The sequence below is a fragment of the Pseudomonas sp. 2FE genome, assembly GCF_005503735.1.
Classification (GTDB): domain Bacteria; phylum Pseudomonadota; class Gammaproteobacteria; order Pseudomonadales; family Pseudomonadaceae; genus Aquipseudomonas.
Map to the genome: position 1 here is coordinate 38,136 of NZ_SCMO01000013.1, position 17,973 is coordinate 56,108.

The following is a 17,973-nucleotide window of genomic DNA, read 5'->3' on the forward strand; positions in this document are numbered from 1 at the left end:
GTGCAGTTCTTTGTTCTTCATAGATGACTCGTTTATCTCGTGTTCAGTTCGGCGCGCGGTACAGCCCGCGCGCATGGATATAGGCCAGTACCGCGTCGGGCACCAGAAAACGCACCGACTTTCCGCTGGCCAGCAGACTCCGGATCTGGCTAGCGGACACCGCTAACGGCGTCTGCCAAACGAATGCAATCTGTCCGCTCGGCCCACTCAGGGTCTGCGGGTCACTGACACTGCGGGCCGCCAGCAAGTCGCGCAGCGCTTCCGGCGCCTCGTTGTCGGCATCCGGGCGTTGCAACACCAGGATATGGCAGTGTTCGAGCAGTTCTTCCCAGCGATGCCAGGTCGGCAGCCCACAAAAGGCATCCCAACCCAGCAGCAGAAACAGTTGATCCGCGGCCGCCAGCTCGGCCCGCAGGGACTCCAGGGTGTCGATGCTGTAGGACGGCTTGTCGCGTTTTAGCTCGCGATCATCCACCCTCAGCAGCGGCACGCCGGCTACCGCCTGTTCGACCATCGCCAACCGATCGGCGGCGGACACCTGCGGCGTATCGCGGTGTGGCGGACGTGCGCTGGGGATCAGGCGCAGTTCGTCGAAACCGAGCTGCTCCGCCACTTCCAGCGCGCCGCGCAGGTGGCCGATATGGATCGGATCGAAGGTGCCACCGAATACGCCGATGCGTTTAGTCATCAAGTACGCACGTGACCGTCACCAAAGACGACGTACTTCTCGCTGGTGAGCCCCTCCAGGCCGACCGGACCGCGAGCGTGCAGCTTGTCGGTGGAAATGCCGATTTCCGCGCCGAGGCCGTATTCGAAGCCATCGGCGAAACGGGTCGAGGCGTTGACCATCACCGACGCCGAATCCACTTCGGTGAGAAAGCGCCGCGCATCGGTGAAATTCTCACTGACGATGGCGTCGGTGTGCTGCGAACCATAAGTGTTGATGTGCTCGATGGCCTGAGTCAGATCGTCGACGATGCGGATCGACAGAATCGGCGCAGTGTACTCGGTGCGCCAGTCTTCCTCGGTAGCTTCCAGCACATCGCTGCCGAGCAGCTTGCGGGTACGCGGGCAGCCGCGCAGTTCCACGCCCTTGTCGCGGTAGATGACGGCCAGCGGTGGCAGCACGCGGGACGCGATACCCGCATGCACCAGAAGGGTTTCCATGGTGTTGCACGGCGCATAGCGCTGGGTCTTGGCGTTGTCGGCGATGCGGATAGCCTTGTCGAGATCGGCGGCGATATCGATATAGACGTGGCAGATGCCATCCAGATGCTTGATCACCGGGACCTTGGCATCGCGGCTGATACGCTCGATCAGGCTCTTGCCGCCACGCGGCACGATCACGTCGACGAACTCCGGCATGCTGATCAGAGCGCCGACAGCGGCGCGGTCGGTGGTTTCCACCACCTGCACCACTTCGGCTGGCAGGTCGGCTTCGGCCAGGCCCTGCTGAATGCAGGCGGCAATTGCCCGATTGGAATGAATGGCTTCCGAGCCACCGCGCAGGATGGCGGCATTCCCGGATTTCAGGCACAGGCTGGCGGCATCGATGGTCACGTTCGGCCGCGACTCATAAATGATGCCGATCACCCCCAGCGGCACCCGCATCTTGCCGACCTGGATACCGGACGGCATATAACGCATGTCGCGGATTTCACCGATCGGGTCCGGAAGTTTGGCGACCTGACGCAGGCCCTCGATCATCTCGTCGACACGCGCCGGGGTCAGGGCCAGGCGGTCCAGCAGCGCGGGCTCCAGGCCATTGGCACGAGCAGCAGCCAGGTCTTGATCGTTGGCGGCGGCCAATTCGGCGCGCGCGGCATCCAGGGCATCGGCGGCGGCCAGCAGGGCGCGATTCTTCTGCGCGGTGCTGGCGCGAGCCACTACGCGTGAGGCTTGGCGCGCGGCGCGGCCCAAGCGGGTCATATAGTCGAGCACGGACTCGGTCATGGTCTCGGTGATCTGGCAATGAGGAAAGCGGCTGATTATAGCGGCGCAGCCGCCCCACGCCCAGCGGCGTCGGGCGGGTGGTAAACAGCGCGTCCCTTCGCCGCCTGCGGTAACGCCAATAACTGCTGCCGCCAGGGCCGAGCGGCGAGACGGTGACACCCAGGGCCCAGCGCCGCCCGAAGGTTGGGTAAACAAAAGCCTCGCCGATGTTTACCTTCAAGCTAGCGCCAATCGACCAGACCGGTTTGTCGCATAAACATCTGCCGCATACCCGTTTACCGAATAAAAGCAAGAAGATGCCGGAGTGCTCGCCATGCGTTACCGCACCGACTACAGCGCCACGCTGCTCAGTAGCGCCAGCGAGACCCTCGAGCTGGGCCATTGGCGCCTGCACTACCAGGCCTATGCGACTCGCGCCGACGACCCGCGCGCGCCGGTGCTGCTGCTCGGCGGCGCCTTTCAAAGCTTTCGCTCCTTCACCGGCGAAGTCGGCGAACTGCTCGCCGACCACCCGGTGATCCTCCTCGACCTGCCCAGCCAGGGTTGCAACCTGCAACTGGCGCCGGAGCTTGGCCTGGAGGAGCTGGCCGACCTGATCGCCGCCTTCGCCGCCGAACTGCAACTGCCGCCGCTGATGCCGATCGGCCTGTCCTATGGCTCGGCGCTGGCGGCGCTGTTTGCCGTGCGCCATCCGCAGCGCTGCGCGCGCCTGCTGCTGGCCGGGATCACCGCCTTTGGCCGACCCGGCGCGCGCCGCCTGCTGGAGGAAGGTCTGGCCCTGCTGGCCGAAGGCCAGACCGCCGCCTTTGCCCAAGGCGCGCTGACCGGACTGCTGAACCCGCTGCGCCTCAACGCAACCGGGGTTTCGCCGGTATTTCGCAAGGCCCTGCTGCGGCAGATGCAGCGACTTTCGTCGACCGAGGTGGAGCGCTATCGGCAAAACAGCCTGCGCCTGCTGGGTTTTCCGGGTTTTGCGCAACACCCGGCGTGCCCGACGCTGGTGCTCGCCGGCGAACACGATCACTTCACCCAGCCCTGGGAACACGCCAGCTTCGCGGCGGCCTGCGCCGATGCCGACTGTGCGCTGATCCACGACGCCGATCACCTCGCCCAGTTCGAACGGCGCAGCGCCTGTGCCGGTCTCTATGGCCCTTTTCTGCGCGGCGAGCCGCTGCCGCCGGTCAGCCCCGGCAGCACCCGTTTGGCCCGCAGCCAGCTGTTGCAGCTGGAGAAACGCCATGAAGCCCGTCGCCCCCCGCTTAATCGGCGCGCCCGCCTGACTCACGCCGAGGCTGGCGAGTGGGCCGTCGAGGTAGCCGAGCTGGGCTTCTTCGGTGGCCTGTTGCAGGGTGACTTACCGGCCGCGCCGCCGCTGCGGGGCTGGCAACTGCAGCTGCCCGGGCTGCCGGCACTGCCGCTATTGCCGCTACGCCTTAGCGCGAATGGCTTGGCGCTGGTCTTTTCGCATACCGACGCGCAGGCCAGTGCAGCGCTGGCGGCACTGGTCAGCCAGCCCGCCCTACCAGCCGCGGCCTGCGCGTAGGGCGGTCTCGGAGCGCAGCGACAGCCCGCCAACCGCCCGGCGTACTGCCTGCGGCGAGTACGCCCTACACCCTAAGCTCGTCGCTCAAGTGCACTTCACAGCCGCGCTTCGATCACCCGCACCAGGCTCGGCAGCGCCAGCGGCGGCAGGCCAAGGGCGGCGCCATGCACACCGGGATCGAGCACCTGGGTCGCGCGAAACCCGCAGCCGCTAAAGGCCGCGACGATTTCCTCGGCGTTGCGGTAGTGCAGCGGATAGTTGCCGCGCGTCAGCCGGCCGACCAGGCCAACGCCCCAGCGCAACTGCCGGTAACGCGGGTGTTCGCGCAAGTCCGGATAGAGTTCGGTGAGGTAGCTCGCCTGCGGGAACTGCTTGAGCTGCTCGGCCAGGCGCGTCCAAAACGCTTCGATCAGCGGCCGCTCGAAGTAATTGACCAAGCCCTCGGTAATCACCAGCACCGGCTCGTTGTGATCCAGCCCGGCGAACAACGCCGCCAGGCTCTGCGCGCCCTGCTCGGCGAGGATATTCACCGACTGCACCCGATGCCGACCGCTCAACCAACCCTGGCCATGCAGCAGCAGGCGCTTGCGCGCGGCCATCGCCGGCAAATCCGCCTCCAGGTAACGCAGCTCAGGGTAGCGCTGGCAGAAGCGCTGACCACGGGGCGACAGCCCACAGGCGATCTCCACCACCTGGCGCACGCCGCCCTGCTCGATGGCCGCGGTCAAGCGCGCGTCGATCAGCAAATGGCGTTGCAACAGGAAGTTCTCGATATCCAGGCCGAAACCGACCCGCGCGCCCCAGGTGATCGGCCTCAGCAGGGCATGCACCCAGCGCCCGAAGCTGGTGGCGAACGCCGGCTCGGCCAACTGGTGGCGATACCAGACATAGCCGGTGTAATGCGCACTGGGGCTGATATGGGCGCTGTCGGCACGGGCACGTTCAGACATGGTTCAGGCTCTTATTGTTATGATCGCGCCAGCCTATGCCCTGCCACCGACCTATGACAGCCCATGCCTGCCGATCCCACCCTTAGTTTGCTGCGCCCCGGCGCCCTACCCTGGCCCGCTGCCCGCCCGCTGCCCGACAGCTTCTTCGACCGCGACGCGCAGACGCTGGCCCGCGAGCTGCTTGGCAAGGTCATCCGCCACCGCATCGGCGAGCTTTGGCTGGCGGCGCGGATCATCGAGACCGAGGCGTACTACTGCGCGGAAAAAGGCAGCCATGCCTCGCTCGGCTACACCGAGAAACGCCGCGCGCTGTTTCTCGCTGGCGGACACATCTATATGTATTACGCCCGCGGCGGCGACTCGCTGAACTTCAGCGCCCAGGGGGCCGGCAATGCGGTGCTGATCAAATCGGCTTACCCCTTTCTCGATGCCCGTAGCGGCCCCGACAGCCTGGCGCAGATGCAGCGCAACAACCCCGACGCGCAAGGCCGGCCGCGCCCGCTAAACAAGCTCTGCGCCGGCCAGACACTGCTGTGCAAAGCCCTCGGCCTCAAGGTGCCGGCCTGGGACGCACAGCGCTTCGACTGGCAGCGGCTCTTCGTCGAAGATGTCGGCGAGACGCCCGAACAGATTATCCAGGCCACCCGCCTGGGCATACCGAGCGGGCGCGACGAGCATTTGCGCTACCGTTTCGTCGACGCCGCCTACGCCCGCCACTGCACGCGCAACCCGCTGCGCCGCGGCCAAGTCGAGCAACGCGACTTTTATCTGCTCAATCAGCACCTGCTCAATCAGGAGTCGAACCCATGAGCGAGTGGCTCAACAGCCTGACCGGCTGGCTAAGCGCCCACCCGGAATGGCTCGCCCTGAGCATCTTCCTGGTGGCCTGCGTCGAGTGCCTGGCCATCGCCGGCATCGTCGTACCGGGCACCGTGCTGCTGTTCGCCATCGCCGTACTGGCCGGCAGCGGCGCCCTGGGTCTGGGGGAAACCCTGCTGCTGGCCTACACCGGCGGGCTGCTCGGCGACGCCCTGTCCTATGCCTTGGGGCGCCGCTTCCATCAGAACATCCGCCGCCTGCCGGGGCTACGCCACCACCCGGAATGGCTCATCGGTGCCGAGCACTACTTCCAGCGCTATGGCGTGGCCAGCCTGCTGGTCGGCCGCTATATCGGCCCGCTGCGACCGATGTTGCCGATGGTCGCGGGCATGCTCGACATGCCGCTCGGCCGCTTTATCGCGGTCAGCCTGATCGCCGCCGCCGGCTGGTCGGTCGCCTACCTGCTGCCCGGCTGGGCCACCGGCGCCGCCATGCGCTTGCCGTTGCCGGAAGGCTTCTGGGGCGAGGCCGCCGTGGTGGCGCTCGGCCTGGCGCTGCTCCTCGCGCTGAGCATTCACAGCAGCCTGCGCAATCAGCGCCGGGCCACGGCGCTGGCGGCCGGGTTGAGCCTGTCGCTTCTGCTCGCGCTGTTCATCGGCTGGCCGCGCCTGGCGCAACTCGATCAGGGCCTGATGACGCTGGTGCAGGAGCAGCGCCACCCAGGCCTGGATAACCTGATGGTGTTGATTACCCGCCTTGGCGACTTCAAGACCCAGCTAAGCGTCGGCCTATTGCTGGGCCTGCTACTGCTGCTGACCCGGCAATGGCGCGCGCTGCTGTTCGTCGGCGGCACCCTGCTCGGCAGCGCCTTGGCCAATCAGAGCCTGAAGCTGCTGCTCGCCCGCGCCCGCCCGGAAGTCCTGCTCGAGCCACTGCACAGCTTCAGCCTGCCCAGCGGCCATAGTTCCGCCTCTTTCGCGTTTTTTCTGGTGCTGGGGGTCTTGGCCGGTCGCGGCCAGCCGGCACGCCTGCGGCTAACCTGGCTGCTGCTGGCAAGTCTGCCGGCGCTGGCGATCGCGCTGTCACGGGTGTACCTGGGCGCGCACTGGCCGACCGACATCATCGCCGGCGCGCTGCTGGCGACCGGCGTCTGTGCGCTGAGCCTGACCCTGACGCAGTGGAAAACGCCGCTGGCGGCGCTGTCGCCGCGCGTCTGGTGGTTGATCCTGCCGGCCTGCCTGGGGCTACTCGGCGCCTTTGCCACTTGGGCACTGCCGGCAGCGCTGTTGCAGTACCGCTATTGAGCTCGAGCGATTCGTTTACCTATCGGTATCTACGCAATCATCTCGCCCTGCAGCCGATCCAGCAGCCGCTGAATATGCGCTAGGCGTTGTTGCGGATCGGCCAGCACCAGCAGCTCCAGCTTCTGCTTCGTGGTAAAGGGCAATAGATACGCCAGCTGATAGGCCAATGCCTGCTGCCCCGTCACCAGCCCGCCCATACCCAACTCGGCGACCATCGGGTGTTCGGCCAGGGCGCTTAATAACGCGGCCAAATCGGCGTGCTCGGGCAACAACGGGCCCTCGTCGGCCTCGGCTAGCCAGTCGATATCGGCCATGGTCAGTTGATCGCGCTGCACCTCGGCGCGGTTAACCTTGAAGCGCCGCGCACCTTCGACCCGAATCCCCAGCAAACCATTCGGGCGCTGCTGCCAATCGCGGATCAGCGCCTCACAGCCGACCGCCGCGAAGCGCCCGGCAGCATGGCCGACCTCTTCACCTTCGAGGATGCAGACCACGCCAAAACCTTCGCCGCGCTTCATGCAGGCGCTAAGCATGTCCAGGTAGCGCGCCTCGAAAATTTGCAAATCGAGCACGCTACCCGGAAATAACACCGCATTCAGGGGAAACAACGGTAACTTCATCAAACGCTCCTTCTTCCGCGGCCCGCTCGCGCCTACCCGCCAGCCCCACCGGCGCAACACTGCCGGGGCATCACGCCAGCAAAGCTACCACCAAGGGTAGCAACACCGCCGTGGCCACCCCCATCAGACTCATCGCCAACGCGGCAAAGGCGCCACACTCTTCGCTCTCCTGCAGCGCCCGCGAGGTGCCGACCGCATGCGCCGTCAGGCCCAGGGCCATGCCTTGCGCGGCGTGATGGTGCACGCCGAAGCGGCGTAGCAACTCCGGGCCGAGAATCGCGCCCAGCACCCCGGTGATCAGCACGAACACCGCGGCCAGGGCGGCGATGCCGCCGATCTGATCCGCCACCAGCATGGCAATGGGTGAAGTCACCGACTTCGGCAATAGGCTCATCAACATCCTCTGCTCGGCGCCAAACAGCCAGGCCAGCGCCACACCCAATGCGGTCGCCACCAGCCCGCCGACCACCAGGGTCAGCACGGTTGGCCAGAACAATTGCCGAATCCGCCGCAGGTTGAGAAACAGCGGCACCGCCAGCGCCACAGTCGCAGGGCCGAGGAAGATGGTCAGCACCTTGGCGCTTTCCCGGTACTCGGCATAGCTCAGACCGCAGGCCAGCAACACGCCGATCACCGCGAGCATCGAGACCAGCACCGGCTGCAGCAACACCCAGCGGGTTTTCTCATAGGCGCTCAGCGCCAGTTGATAAGCGCCGAGGGTCACCCCGACCCCGAACAGCGGATGGTGGATCAGCGCCTGCCAGGCGCCATACCAGTCGAGGCTCATGCATCCTCCCGCCGGCGCGCTTGACGCTCGATCAGCTTCTGCATCAGCCAACCGGCGAAGACCAAGGACAACAGCAGCGACAAGCTCAGCGCCCCCGCCACCGCCCAGAAGTCCGCGGCAATCGCCTTGGCATACACCATGACGCCCACCGCTGCGGGCACCAACAACAGCGACAGATAGCGCAGCAAGCTGGTGGCCGCCAGCGTCAAGGGCTCGCTCACCTCGCCACGCAGCATCAGGAACACCAGCAGCAACAGCAGGCCGATGATCGGCCCGGGCAGCATGGACAAGAGCAACACATTGAGCGCGGTGCCGAGCAATTGGAACAGCACCAGCCAGGTCAGGCCGCGTAGCAGCATGGGAGTCTCCGATTCAGATCACAGCGAGCCATTCAACAGCACGGCGGCGCAGGGCTAGGCGGCCAGACCTCCCTCTGCGGGGATCGCCGGCAGCGGGCTTAGCCCTCTCAGTTTGCGCCAAAGAATCGCGCTGCGGCGCGTAAGCCCGGCCATTATAAGCATGCTAAGCAAACCGCTATAACCCACCATTCGGCCTAGCGATACAGGCTTGACCCCATGCACGACGCATGATGATCTAGGCCCCATGAGGATTTAATTCAAAAAACAACTAAACCCGTCCTTCAAGGAGGATCTATGCCGTTCGTACCCGTTGCAGAACTCAAGGACTATGTTGGCAAGGAACTGGGCCGTTCCGCTTGGCTGACCATCGACCAAGAGCGCATCAATCAATTCGCCGAATGCACCGGCGACCACCAGTTCATTCACGTCGACCCGGAGAAGGCCAAGCTGACCCCGTTCGGCACCACCATCGCCCATGGCTTCCTCTCACTGTCGCTGGTGCCGATGCTGATGGAAAAGATCATGATCATGCCGCAGGGCCTGAAAATGGCGGTCAACTATGGCCTGGACAGCGTGCGTTTCATCCAGCCGGTCAAGGTCGATTCCAAGGTGCGGCTGATCGTCAACCTGACCGACGCCAATGAGAAAAATCCCGGCCAATGGCTGCTCAAAGCCAAGGTCGTGTTGGAGATCGAAGGCCAGGAGAAACCGGCCTATATCGCCGAACCGCTGACCCTCTGTTTCGTCTGAGAACCTGTTCACGATCTGAGTCATAACGGTCACAACGGGGCGCCTGCAGCGCCCCGTTTTCGTTTCCATGTTATGAGCGCGCCGCACGCGCACCAGCGCCTTTACGGCATACTTCAGCGACTCCCAAGCCCGACAGGCTCCTCGACTCGGATGTCCCGCATGCGCCGCCTATTTCTTGCCCCCCTGGCCCCACTGACCCTCGCGCTATTGCTCGCCGCCTGCGGTGAGGGCGAGCCGCTGACCCCGCCGAATGCCGTGCTGCCGGACGGCGGCCGTTATCGTGGCGACGTGGTCGACGGTCTGTTGCAGGGTCCAGGCCGAGTGGATTACGCCAATGGCAGCTGGTTCCAAGGCCGGTTCAAGGACGGCCAACCGGAAGGCCTCGGCAAATGGCAGGGGCCGAGCGGCGAGTCCTACGTCGGCGAGTTTCACCAGGGCCTGTTCGATGGCCAAGGCAAGCTCACCTACAGCGACGGCAGCACCTACGAGGGCGGCTTCAAGCAGGCCCGCATGGACGGCGAAGGCACCCTCAAGCAAGGCGGCCTGAGTTACCGCGGCGAGTTCAAGCAGGATCACTACCACGGCCTCGGCAAACTCGAACGGGCCGACGGCAGCAGCTTCCAGGGCCGCTTCGTGCAGAGCCAGCCCAACGGCGAAGGCCTGCGTATCGATGACAGCGGCAACCAGTTCAGCGGTAACTTCGAGCAGGGCCAACTGAACGGCACGGGCAGCTACAAAAGCAGCGCCGGAGACCTCTACAGCGGCGGCTTTCGCAACGACCAGTTCCATGGCAAGGGCCGCTACGAGAGTGCCGATGGCGACGTCTGGCTGGGCCAGTTCGCCGAGGATGCGCTGAGCGGCCGAGGCGAATACCACGGCGCCGACGGCAGCCACTACGAAGGGATGTTCCGCAACTGGGGTTACCACGGCGAAGGCCGCCTGACACTCGCCGACGGCAGCGTCTATCAAGGCCACTTTGCCTCCGGCAGTTACGCTGGCCGCGGCAGTCTGACCCTGGCCGACGGCACTGTGCAGGCGGGTATCTGGCAGCAGGGACTGCGCGTGCGTGATAGCCAGGGCCAAGCCCTGCCCGACCCCCTGGAGATTGGCCTGCTGGAACAAGGCCACCTGCTTGAGCAGGCCATCGCCGCGCTTCCCGCCTCCACCCCGGCACTCGAACTCTACAGCCTGACGCTCGCCGGTGACGGCAAGCAGAGCGTGTTTCTGCGCGAGGCCGACTACGTCAGCCAACTGCTCGGCGAGCGCTTCGGGGCGCGCGGCCAGATCACCCTGGCCAACCACCGCGACCATCTCGCCGACCGCCCGCTGGCGACTCGTGAAAGCCTGACCCGCGCGGTGCGCGCACTCGCCGAACGCAGCGGCCCGGAAGACCTGACCTTCATCTACCTGACCAGTCACGGCTCGCGCAGCCATGAGCTGAGCCTCGATCAGCCACGCCTGCAACTGGCCGACCTGCCGGCCAGCGAACTGGCCGCGCTGCTGCAACCACTCAAGGATCGGCACAAGGTCGTGGTGATTTCCGCGTGTTTCTCCGGCGGCTTTATCCCGCCGCTGAAAGACGACAAGACCCTGGTGATGACCGCGGCGCGTAGCGATCGGGTGTCCTTCGGCTGCTCGGAAGAAAATGACTTCACCTATTTCGGCCGCGCCCTGTTCGCCGAAGCCTTGAGCCAAACCGACGATCTGCAACGGGCTTTCGGCCTGGCCAAAGCCAAGGTCGCCGAGCGCGAAAAAGCCGCTGGTTTCGAACCCTCCGAGCCACAGCTCTGGGCGCCGAAAGCGGTGCTGACACACTGGCGCAAGCTGCGTGAAAGCCAAGCCGAGCATGCACTCACCACGACCACTACCGACAAAACCGGCGTCAGCCACTAGACTCAGCGGTAACTACAGAGAGATACAATTCATGTACCTGACGCCCCAGCAGATTCTGCTCGCCGGTGCCACCGGCCTGACCGGCGAGCACCTGCTCGATCGTCTGCTCAACGAGCCGACGGTGACGCGCGTGCTGGCGCCGACCCGCCGGCCGCTGGCTGAGCATCCACGCCTGGATAACCCGTTGGGCGAGCTGCAGACCTTGCTGCCACTGCTGACCGGTCGACTGGATATTGCCTTCTGCTGCCTAGGCACCACGCTGAAACAGGCCGGCTCGCAGGAAGCCTTCCGTGCGGTCGATCACGACCTGGTGCTGGCGGTCAGCCAGCGTGCCCGCGCCCTCGGCGCCCGACATTTCCTAGTGATCAGCGCCCTGGGGGCCGACGCCAACTCCCCAGTATTCTACAACCGCGTCAAAGGCGAGCTGGAAGAAGCCCTGAAGGCGCAGGACTGGCCGCAACTGACGATCGCCCGGCCGTCCCTGCTGCTTGGCCCCCGCAGCGAGTTCCGCCTTGGCGAACGCCTGGCCGCACCACTGATGCGCTGGGCCCCCGGCAAATACCGCGGCATCCAGGCCTGCACCCTGGCCCGCGCGCTCTGGCGCCTGGCCCTGGAGGAGCAGGACGGGGTGCGCGTGGTGGAGTCGGACGAGCTCAGAAAGCTCGGACGCTAAACGCACCCGTCACCGCCTCAAGCCTTCGAGACGCCGCCACAGCCCACCTGCTGCGCACGGCGTCAGTTAATTTTCAGATGAGATCCAGCACCATGAATACTCCCCCCGCCAACCTCCTCGCCGCTCTCGAAGCGGCCGACATGCTTGAGATTAACGGCCTGTACGCCTGGCAGTTCGAGCTAGTCCTGGACGCCCAGCCGAACGCCGAGCGTGCGCTGTTGATTGAGTGCATGGACGGGCGCACCCTGCGCAAATGGCAGTTCTCCCGAGCCGAACTGCTGGCCGCGACCTTCTCGCCGGCAACGCAGAGCTGGAACCTCACAGGCAGCAGCGGCGCGCACGAACTCAAGTGCCTGTCCGGGGTGACGGCCGACAACTCCGAGCAAGCCGAAGACCCTGAAGACGCTTAAGCAAGTTGGCCGCACCAGCGCCTGAATGACAAAGCCTGACTCAGCATCCGCCACTTTGACCGAATAGCCCGCAGCCGCTGGCGGCTGGGCTTGTTATGGTCATAGTTGCCGTCGACTAACGGAGTTACCTATGGGCCTGTACAGCCGTCACATCCTGCCGCACCTGATCGACTTCGCCTGCGGCATGGGCGCGGTGATGCAGGCCCGTTCGAAGATAGTCCCGCAGGCCCAGGGGCGGGTGCTGGAGATCGGCATTGGTAGCGGCCTGAATCTCGAGTTTTATGACCCGGCGAAAGTGAGCAGGATTATCGGCGTCGACCCGGCGGCCGAAATGCAGGCGCTGGCCCGCGAACGCGCGGCACGAATCGCCATTGCGGTCGAGATGATCCCGCTGGAGCTGGGACAGATCCAGGCCGCCGCTGCCAGCTTCGACAGCATCGTCTGCACCTTTACCCTGTGTACGATTCCGGATGCCGTGGCGGCACTGCAAGAGATGCGCCGAGTGCTCAAACCCGGCGGTCGCCTGCTGTTTTGCGAACATGGTTTGGCGCCGGATCTGCCGGTGGTGCGCTGGCAGAATCGGCTGACACCGCTGTGGAAACCGTTGGCCGGTGGCTGCCACTTAAACCGTGATATTCCGGCGCTGCTCAGCGCCGGCGGTTTTCATATCGGCGAGCTGGATACCCGCTACCTGAAAGGCCCCAAGCCAATGACCTATGTCTATTCCGGCTGGGCCGATTGATCGGATCTGGATCGTAGGGTGGATGACGCTTTGCTCATCCACCACCCGAAACCGAGCGGTGGATAGATATAACCTGATCCACCACCCCTAATACCCACCCGACACTCCCAGCTCGATACCCAGCGCCGCCGCCAGCGAAAGCGGCAGCAGCAGGGTGTCCAGCAACGCGCTGGCCGGCAGGTCGAGGCCGGCATACTTCGGCGCCTCGGCACCAAAACGATCCAGCGGGCAGCAGCCGCCATTCAGCGAGTACCAATCCAGGCGCGTCCCGGCATACACCAGCGGCGCGCCAGGCTTGGCCGCGTTCAAGGTGCGCGCGGTAGCACAACCGAGTAGGTTGCCCGCCAGCAGCAGAACGATCAGAAGTCTAATCATCACTGCTCAAATGGTGTTCGCCCCAGCGCGGCAGCATGTCCTGGGGGATGTTGAGGACGTTGAGGATCCGCGCAACCACGAAGTCGATCAGGTCATCGATGGTCTGCGGCTGATGGTAGAAGCCCGGCGCCGCCGGCAGGATCACCGCACCGAGGTTCGACAGCTTGAGCATGTTTTCCAGATGAATGCTGGAGAACGGTGCCTCGCGCGGCACCAGAATCAGTTGCCGGCGCTCTTTCAGCACCACATCCGCCGCACGCTCGATCAGGTTATTGCAGGCCCCCGTGGCGATGGCCGAGAGCGTGCCGGTCGAGCACGGCACTACCACCATCGCGCTGGGCGCACCGGAGCCGGAGGCCACTGGGGCCATCCAGTCTTCCTTGCCGTACACGCGAATCTGCCCCGCCGCCGCTCCGGTGTACTCGCTGAGGAACGCCTGCATCGCCTGCGGTTTAGTCGGCAGGGTCACGTCCGTCTCCGTGGCCAGCACCAACTGCGCCGCCTTGGAAATCAGGAAATGCACCTCGCGCTCTTCCTGGATCAGGCAGTCGAGCAGGCGCAGGCCGTACTGCGCCCCGGAGGCGCCGGTCATGGCCAGGGTGATACGTTCCGGACCACTCATGGAATTTGTCCTCAAAGCTGTTGCGCTTGCTTATGCTGCGTTAAAAACCTGCTCAAAATGCTCATTTACGCCTTGTAAACTCCGCTTTTGACTCGCTCCGCTCACCCTGCGGGCCAGCCTTCGGCTGTTACTCCGCTGCGCTCGCTACGTTGCGCAGGTTTTTGCCTTGTGACCCACATGGATGTGGGGAATGCAGCTAGCCCGCAGGAGCGGGCGTCGCACTAACCTGCACTCACGACGCTTTGAGAACAAATTCTTAATCCTCCAGGGCCGCGGCGAGTTTGCCGTGCAGGCCACCGAAACCACCGTTACTCATGATCACCACCTGAGTGCCCGGCTGCGCCTGGGCTTTGACTGCGGCGATGATCGCCTCCAGCGAATCACAGACCTGCGAGGGCACCGTGCAGGTCGCAGTGGTCGCCGCCAGATCCCAACCGAGGTTGGCCGGCGCGAACCAGAACACCTGATCGGCCTGCTTGACCGAGTCTGGCAGACCGTCGCGGTGCGCGCCGAGCTTCATCGAGTTGGAGCGCGGTTCGATGATCGCAATCAGCTTGGCGTCGCCCACCCGCTTGCGCAGGCCGTCGAGGGTGGTGGCAATCGCCGTCGGGTGATGGGCGAAGTCGTCATAGATGGTGATGCCGTTGACTTCGGCGACCTTCTCCATCCGCCGTTTGACGTTCTTGAACTCGCTCAGCGCGGCGATGCCTTGCCCCGGCAGCACGCCGACATGCCGTGCCGCAGCCAGGCAGGCCAAGGCGTTGGCGACGTTGTGCTGGCCGGTCAGTTGCCACTCGACCACGCCTTGCGGCGTGCCGGCGAAAATCACCTCGAAACGCGAACCGTCTTCGCTGAGCAGTTTGGCCTGCCATTGACCGGCCTCACCGGTGGTCTGCACCGGCGTCCAGCAGCCCATCTCGATCACCCGCTTGAGCGCGGTCTCGGCTTCTGGATAGACCACCAGGCCTTCGCTCGGGATGGTGCGTACCAGATGATGGAACTGTCGCTCGATGGCCGCCAGATCCGGGAAGATGTCCGCGTGGTCGAACTCCAGGTTATTCAGGATCGCGGTGCGCGGGCGGTAATGGACGAACTTCGAACGCTTGTCGAAGAAGGCGCTGTCGTACTCATCGGCCTCGACCACGAAGAACGGCGTGCTACCCAGGCGCGCGGACACGGCAAAATTCTGCGGCACTCCGCCGATCAAGAAGCCCGGGCTCATGCCGGCGTGTTCCAACACCCAGGCGAGCATGCTGCTGGTGGTGGTCTTGCCGTGTGTGCCGGCCACCGCCAACACCCAGCGCCCTTGCAGCACATGGTCGGCCAGCCACTGCGGACCGGAGACATAGGGCAAGCCCTGGTTCAGCACGTATTCGACCGCCGGATTACCGCGCGACAGGGCGTTGCCGACCACCACCAGGTCCGGCGCCGGCTGCAGTTGGGCCGGATCGTAACCCTGGGTCAGCTCGATGCCTTGCGCCTGCAACTGGGTGCTCATCGGCGGGTAAACGTTGGCATCGGAGCCGGTCACCCGATGGCCCAACTCTTTCGCGAGAACGGCCAGCGAGCCCATAAAGGTGCCGCAAATGCCGAGAATATGGATGTGCATGATTTACCTTGAGGGCGACCTCGAAAACGGGCTGCGCGGCCCGAAGAAACTGGCCGGCAGGTTACCGCACGCAAGCATAGGGGGGCCAGAGCGCTGTCACGGTAGGGGCGCCTGCAATCCCCCAATGTGCGGCTGCAACTGTAGTGAATAGTACCCGTTGTAGGCTGGGTAGAGCCCTGCGGGCGAAACCCAGCTAAATCGCTGCAAATGCTGGGTTTCGCTAACGCTCTACCCAGCCTACGGTCTAACTGCCCGCGGGATTCGGCTCTTCGTAGGAGCGGGCCATGCCCGCGAAAAGCGGCAACGCAAAAGCATCGCGGGCATGGCCCGCTCCTACAGGTTTGGCGTTTTTCCAATGCGCGCCCGGCAACAGCCAAATAAAGAGCTTCGTCGCGCACTCAGGCGTGCTGGCCTCGCGCTATGGCGTGTTTGCGCAGCTTGCGATACAGCGTATTGCGACTGATGCCCAGTTGCTCTGCCGCGCGCGTCATGTGCCAGCGCTGGGCTTCCAACGCCGCGAGCAGGGCCGCGCGTTCGGCATCCTCCAGCGGAGTGGCCGAGCTCGCCTCGGGCTCCGGCGCCAGCGGCAGGGCCTGACGGATTTCCAGCGGCAAATCCGTCAGGCGCACGCAGTCGTCTTCACAGAGCGCCGTCAGCGTGCGCAGCACGTTGCGCAACTGGCGGACGTTGCCGGGCCAGGCATAGTCGAGCAGGGCCTGACGGGCGCTGGGCTCCAGATAAATGTTCTGCCCGCGCGCCTCTTGCGCCAGCAGATGCTCGAGCAACTCCAACCGATCGGTGCGCGCGCGCAACGGTGGCAGATCGAGCACCAGCCCATTCAGCCGGTAGTACAGGTCTTCGCGGAAGGTGCCGGCCTGCACCCGCTCACCCAGCTCGCGGTGAGTCGCGCTGATGATGCGCACATTCACCTCTTGCGGCTCACCGCCGATCGGCACCACCAGACGATCTTCCAGCACCCGCAGCAAGCGGGTTTGCAGCGCCAGCGGCATATCGCCGATTTCGTCGAGGAACAAGGTGCCGCCATCGGCCTGCTGCAACTTGCCGCGCATGCCGTCCTTGCGCGCACCGGTGAAACTGCCGCCGCGATAGCCGAACAGCTCGCTCTCGATCAGCGTCTCGGGAATCGCCGCGCAGTTCAGCGCGACGAACGCCTTGTCGGCCCGTGAGCTGGCCTGGTGCACGGCCTTGGCGAAGGCCTCTTTACCGGAGCCGGTCTCGCCATTGATCAGCAACGGCACATCGCGCTCGAAGACGCGCAAGGCCCGGCGGAAATCGCTTTGCAGCGCCGCATCGCCCAGACACAGGGTCGACGCCGGCGCCGCCGCGGCCGGCGCAGCCAGAGTCGGCCGCGCGATCGGCAGCGGCACGCTGCGCGGCACACCCCGGAGCATGGCGAACAAGGCCCGGCCATTGCGCGCACGCAGCGGCCAGCTGGCACTCGGCTGCGGGCTGGCGCGGCCGAGCAGCTCATCCAGCCGACAATCGAAAACCCCCTCGACCGGCTGGCCGAGCAAGTCCGCCCGCGTACGGCTCAACAGATTCATCGCACTCTGGTTGACCGCGCTAATCCGCCCGTCGCCGTCGAACGCCAGCAGGCCTTCGCTGAACAGCCCGACGTACTCGGCCTGCAGGTGAAAGCGCAGCAGCCACTGCCCTTCGAAGCGCCGGAGGAAATAGCAGCTCTCGATCATCTTCGCCGACAGATTGACCAGCGCCATGGTGTGAAACTGGCTCTGCCGCGAGACGTCATGGCGCGCCGAGGAGACGTCCAGAACGGCCAGCAAATCGCCCTGGGAATCGAACACCGGGCTCGCCGAGCAGGTCAGCCCGGTGTGCCGGCCACGGAAATGTTCGTCCTGGTGAATCGTCAACGCTTGCCGCTCGACCAGGCAGGTGCCGATCCCATTGGTGCCCTCGCAGGCCTCGCTCCAATCGGCGCCGAGCCAGAGCCCGGCGCGCTCGAAGGTCTTGCGCTCGGCGGAGGCGGTGACGCTGTTGAGGATCACCCCGCGGGCGTCGGTCAGCAGTACCGCGTGACCGGAGCCGGAAAGCTGTTGATGCAGGCTGCTCATCTCGCCGCTGGCGATTTCCAGCACCTGCTGCAAGCGCTCGCGGCACTCGAGTACGCGGCCGTGTTCCAGCACCGTCGGCGCCATGCTCTGCGCCGGATCGAGGTGATAGTCCTCCAGGCAGCGCAGCCAGGAGCGGGCGATCGAGGGGTCGGCGGCCGGCCCGCTGGACTGGGCCTTGCCTTGCGCCACTGTCAGTACCTGCTGCAGGTGGCGGCTCTGGGGGTCCTGCATTGTTATTGTTCTCCGGTGTGGGGAGACGGGCGGCAGTTCCGGATTCTTGAGGCACCCGTAGTCCGGCAGCATCCTCCAGGGTCATGGGCATTGCAACCGCAGGCTGAGCAGCCAGTCATGGGCTGTATCAAGACTGGGACAAAGTGTCACCCGCCGCTGTTCCAGATCCGCCACAAAGCTGCTTATCCACGCCCCCTCGAATATCGATAAACCGCTCTGGTCCGCCCCTTTCCGCAGTCT

Annotated in this window: 18 protein-coding genes; 8 read left to right on the forward strand and 10 right to left on the reverse strand. The window is 65.1% G+C overall.

Annotated features, from left to right (window positions below; translation table 11 throughout):
- Positions 1-43: 43 nt before the first annotated feature.
- Entirely contained in the window at positions 44-688 is a 645-nt protein-coding gene (gene nadD, locus FFS12_RS16920; protein WP_137888530.1) for a nicotinate-nucleotide adenylyltransferase, read from the reverse strand.
- Positions 688-1,953: a glutamate-5-semialdehyde dehydrogenase gene (locus FFS12_RS16925; protein WP_137888532.1), complete on the reverse strand. Its 1,266-nt coding sequence runs from the start codon at positions 1,951-1,953 to the stop codon at positions 688-690. The genes nadD and FFS12_RS16925 overlap by 1 nt, the downstream gene beginning before the upstream one ends.
- Before the next feature lie 313 nt (positions 1,954-2,266).
- On the opposite strand from FFS12_RS16925, the gene FFS12_RS16930 reads away from it, so the two are divergent.
- Positions 2,267-3,496 carry an alpha/beta fold hydrolase gene (locus FFS12_RS16930; RefSeq protein WP_137888534.1) on the forward strand — a complete coding sequence of 410 codons (1,230 nt, stop codon included), beginning with the start codon at positions 2,267-2,269 and terminating at the stop codon, positions 3,494-3,496.
- A gap of 95 nt (positions 3,497-3,591) precedes the next feature.
- Here the strand turns inward: FFS12_RS16930 and FFS12_RS16935 are convergent, their stop codons facing one another.
- On the reverse strand, positions 3,592-4,446 hold the full coding sequence (locus tag FFS12_RS16935) for a class I SAM-dependent methyltransferase (RefSeq protein ID WP_137888536.1): 855 nt from the start codon (positions 4,444-4,446) through the stop codon (positions 3,592-3,594).
- 63 nt (positions 4,447-4,509) lie between these two features.
- On the opposite strand from FFS12_RS16935, the gene FFS12_RS16940 reads away from it, so the two are divergent.
- Together FFS12_RS16940 and FFS12_RS16945 are read left to right on the forward strand one after the other, a co-directional pair.
- Positions 4,510-5,256, forward strand: a complete 747-nt coding sequence (locus FFS12_RS16940) for a DNA-3-methyladenine glycosylase (protein ID WP_137888538.1) — start codon at positions 4,510-4,512, stop codon at positions 5,254-5,256.
- On the forward strand, positions 5,253-6,569 hold the full coding sequence (locus tag FFS12_RS16945) for a bifunctional DedA family/phosphatase PAP2 family protein (protein ID WP_137888540.1): 1,317 nt from the start codon (positions 5,253-5,255) through the stop codon (positions 6,567-6,569). Before FFS12_RS16940 ends, FFS12_RS16945 begins: the two co-directional genes overlap by 4 nt.
- A gap of 29 nt (positions 6,570-6,598) precedes the next feature.
- Here the strand turns inward: FFS12_RS16945 and FFS12_RS16950 are convergent, their stop codons facing one another.
- The 3 genes from FFS12_RS16950 to FFS12_RS16960 form a co-directional block, all read right to left on the reverse strand.
- A complete protein-coding gene (locus tag FFS12_RS16950) occupies positions 6,599-7,189 on the reverse strand; it encodes an LON peptidase substrate-binding domain-containing protein (RefSeq protein ID WP_137888542.1) in 591 nt (196 codons plus the stop codon).
- A gap of 70 nt (positions 7,190-7,259) precedes the next feature.
- A complete protein-coding gene (locus tag FFS12_RS16955) occupies positions 7,260-7,976 on the reverse strand; it encodes an LrgB family protein (RefSeq protein WP_137888544.1) in 717 nt (238 codons plus the stop codon).
- Positions 7,973-8,335, reverse strand: coding sequence for a CidA/LrgA family protein (locus tag FFS12_RS16960; protein WP_137888546.1), 363 nt, complete (start codon positions 8,333-8,335; stop codon positions 7,973-7,975). Before FFS12_RS16960 ends, FFS12_RS16955 begins: the two co-directional genes overlap by 4 nt.
- Positions 8,336-8,629: 294 nt before the next feature.
- On the opposite strand from FFS12_RS16960, the gene FFS12_RS16965 reads away from it, so the two are divergent.
- The 5 genes from FFS12_RS16965 (at position 8,630) to FFS12_RS16985 (ending at position 12,803) form a co-directional block, all read left to right on the forward strand.
- Positions 8,630-9,085 carry a MaoC family dehydratase gene (locus tag FFS12_RS16965; protein WP_137888548.1) on the forward strand — a complete coding sequence of 152 codons (456 nt, stop codon included), beginning with the start codon at positions 8,630-8,632 and terminating at the stop codon, positions 9,083-9,085.
- Between the two features lie 150 nt (positions 9,086-9,235).
- Positions 9,236-10,978, forward strand: coding sequence for a C13 family peptidase (locus tag FFS12_RS16970; RefSeq protein WP_137888550.1), 1,743 nt, complete (start codon positions 9,236-9,238; stop codon positions 10,976-10,978).
- A gap of 31 nt (positions 10,979-11,009) precedes the next feature.
- Positions 11,010-11,651 (forward strand): oxidoreductase, encoded by a 642-nt coding sequence (locus FFS12_RS16975; protein WP_137888552.1) that lies wholly within the window; start codon positions 11,010-11,012, stop codon positions 11,649-11,651.
- Positions 11,652-11,743: 92 nt separating this feature from the next.
- The gene (locus tag FFS12_RS16980) at positions 11,744-12,061 is read left to right on the forward strand and encodes a DUF5629 family protein (RefSeq protein WP_137888554.1); all 318 of its coding nucleotides are present in this window, start codon (positions 11,744-11,746) and stop codon (positions 12,059-12,061) included.
- Positions 12,062-12,191: 130 nt separating this feature from the next.
- On the forward strand, positions 12,192-12,803 hold the full coding sequence (locus FFS12_RS16985; RefSeq protein WP_137888556.1) for a class I SAM-dependent methyltransferase: 612 nt from the start codon (positions 12,192-12,194) through the stop codon (positions 12,801-12,803).
- Positions 12,804-12,890: 87 nt separating this feature from the next.
- On the opposite strand, the gene FFS12_RS16990 is transcribed toward FFS12_RS16985, so the two are convergent.
- The 4 genes from FFS12_RS16990 to FFS12_RS17005 all read right to left on the reverse strand — a co-directional run bounded on the left by FFS12_RS16990 (position 12,891) and on the right by FFS12_RS17005 (position 17,733).
- The gene (locus FFS12_RS16990; protein ID WP_137888558.1) at positions 12,891-13,178 is read right to left on the reverse strand and encodes a YceK/YidQ family lipoprotein; all 288 of its coding nucleotides are present in this window, start codon (positions 13,176-13,178) and stop codon (positions 12,891-12,893) included.
- A complete protein-coding gene (gene ubiX, locus FFS12_RS16995) occupies positions 13,171-13,800 on the reverse strand; it encodes a flavin prenyltransferase UbiX (RefSeq protein WP_137820102.1) in 630 nt (209 codons plus the stop codon). The genes FFS12_RS16990 and ubiX overlap by 8 nt, the downstream gene beginning before the upstream one ends.
- Before the next feature lie 256 nt (positions 13,801-14,056).
- Positions 14,057-15,409, reverse strand: a complete 1,353-nt coding sequence (mpl, locus tag FFS12_RS17000) for a UDP-N-acetylmuramate:L-alanyl-gamma-D-glutamyl-meso-diaminopimelate ligase (RefSeq protein ID WP_137888560.1) — start codon at positions 15,407-15,409, stop codon at positions 14,057-14,059.
- A gap of 398 nt (positions 15,410-15,807) precedes the next feature.
- Entirely contained in the window at positions 15,808-17,733 is a 1,926-nt protein-coding gene (locus FFS12_RS17005) for a sigma-54-dependent Fis family transcriptional regulator (protein ID WP_137888562.1), read from the reverse strand.
- Positions 17,734-17,973: the final 240 nt, after the last annotated feature.

What these genes read in the sequence shown, in the direction of transcription:
- nadD (WP_137888530.1), bottom strand. Translation starts at nt 688, where the DNA reads ATGACTAAACGCATCGGCGTATTCGGTGGCACCTTCGATCCGATCCAT.
- FFS12_RS16925 (WP_137888532.1), bottom strand. Translation starts at nt 1,953, where the DNA reads ATGACCGAGTCCGTGCTCGACTATATGACCCGCTTGGGCCGCGCCGCG.
- FFS12_RS16930 (WP_137888534.1), top strand. Translation starts at nt 2,267, where the DNA reads ATGCGTTACCGCACCGACTACAGCGCCACGCTGCTCAGTAGCGCCAGC.
- FFS12_RS16935 (WP_137888536.1), bottom strand. Translation starts at nt 4,446, where the DNA reads ATGTCTGAACGTGCCCGTGCCGACAGCGCCCATATCAGCCCCAGTGCG.
- FFS12_RS16940 (WP_137888538.1), top strand. Translation starts at nt 4,510, where the DNA reads ATGCCTGCCGATCCCACCCTTAGTTTGCTGCGCCCCGGCGCCCTACCC.
- FFS12_RS16945 (WP_137888540.1), top strand. Translation starts at nt 5,253, where the DNA reads ATGAGCGAGTGGCTCAACAGCCTGACCGGCTGGCTAAGCGCCCACCCG.
- FFS12_RS16950 (WP_137888542.1), bottom strand. Translation starts at nt 7,189, where the DNA reads ATGAAGTTACCGTTGTTTCCCCTGAATGCGGTGTTATTTCCGGGTAGC.
- FFS12_RS16955 (WP_137888544.1), bottom strand. Translation starts at nt 7,976, where the DNA reads ATGAGCCTCGACTGGTATGGCGCCTGGCAGGCGCTGATCCACCATCCG.
- FFS12_RS16960 (WP_137888546.1), bottom strand. Translation starts at nt 8,335, where the DNA reads ATGCTGCTACGCGGCCTGACCTGGCTGGTGCTGTTCCAATTGCTCGGC.
- FFS12_RS16965 (WP_137888548.1), top strand. Translation starts at nt 8,630, where the DNA reads ATGCCGTTCGTACCCGTTGCAGAACTCAAGGACTATGTTGGCAAGGAA.
- FFS12_RS16970 (WP_137888550.1), top strand. Translation starts at nt 9,236, where the DNA reads ATGTCCCGCATGCGCCGCCTATTTCTTGCCCCCCTGGCCCCACTGACC.
- FFS12_RS16975 (WP_137888552.1), top strand. Translation starts at nt 11,010, where the DNA reads ATGTACCTGACGCCCCAGCAGATTCTGCTCGCCGGTGCCACCGGCCTG.
- FFS12_RS16980 (WP_137888554.1), top strand. Translation starts at nt 11,744, where the DNA reads ATGAATACTCCCCCCGCCAACCTCCTCGCCGCTCTCGAAGCGGCCGAC.
- FFS12_RS16985 (WP_137888556.1), top strand. Translation starts at nt 12,192, where the DNA reads ATGGGCCTGTACAGCCGTCACATCCTGCCGCACCTGATCGACTTCGCC.
- FFS12_RS16990 (WP_137888558.1), bottom strand. Translation starts at nt 13,178, where the DNA reads ATGATTAGACTTCTGATCGTTCTGCTGCTGGCGGGCAACCTACTCGGT.
- ubiX (WP_137820102.1), bottom strand. Translation starts at nt 13,800, where the DNA reads ATGAGTGGTCCGGAACGTATCACCCTGGCCATGACCGGCGCCTCCGGG.
- mpl (WP_137888560.1), bottom strand. Translation starts at nt 15,409, where the DNA reads ATGCACATCCATATTCTCGGCATTTGCGGCACCTTTATGGGCTCGCTG.
- FFS12_RS17005 (WP_137888562.1), bottom strand. Translation starts at nt 17,733, where the DNA reads ATGCAGGACCCCCAGAGCCGCCACCTGCAGCAGGTACTGACAGTGGCG.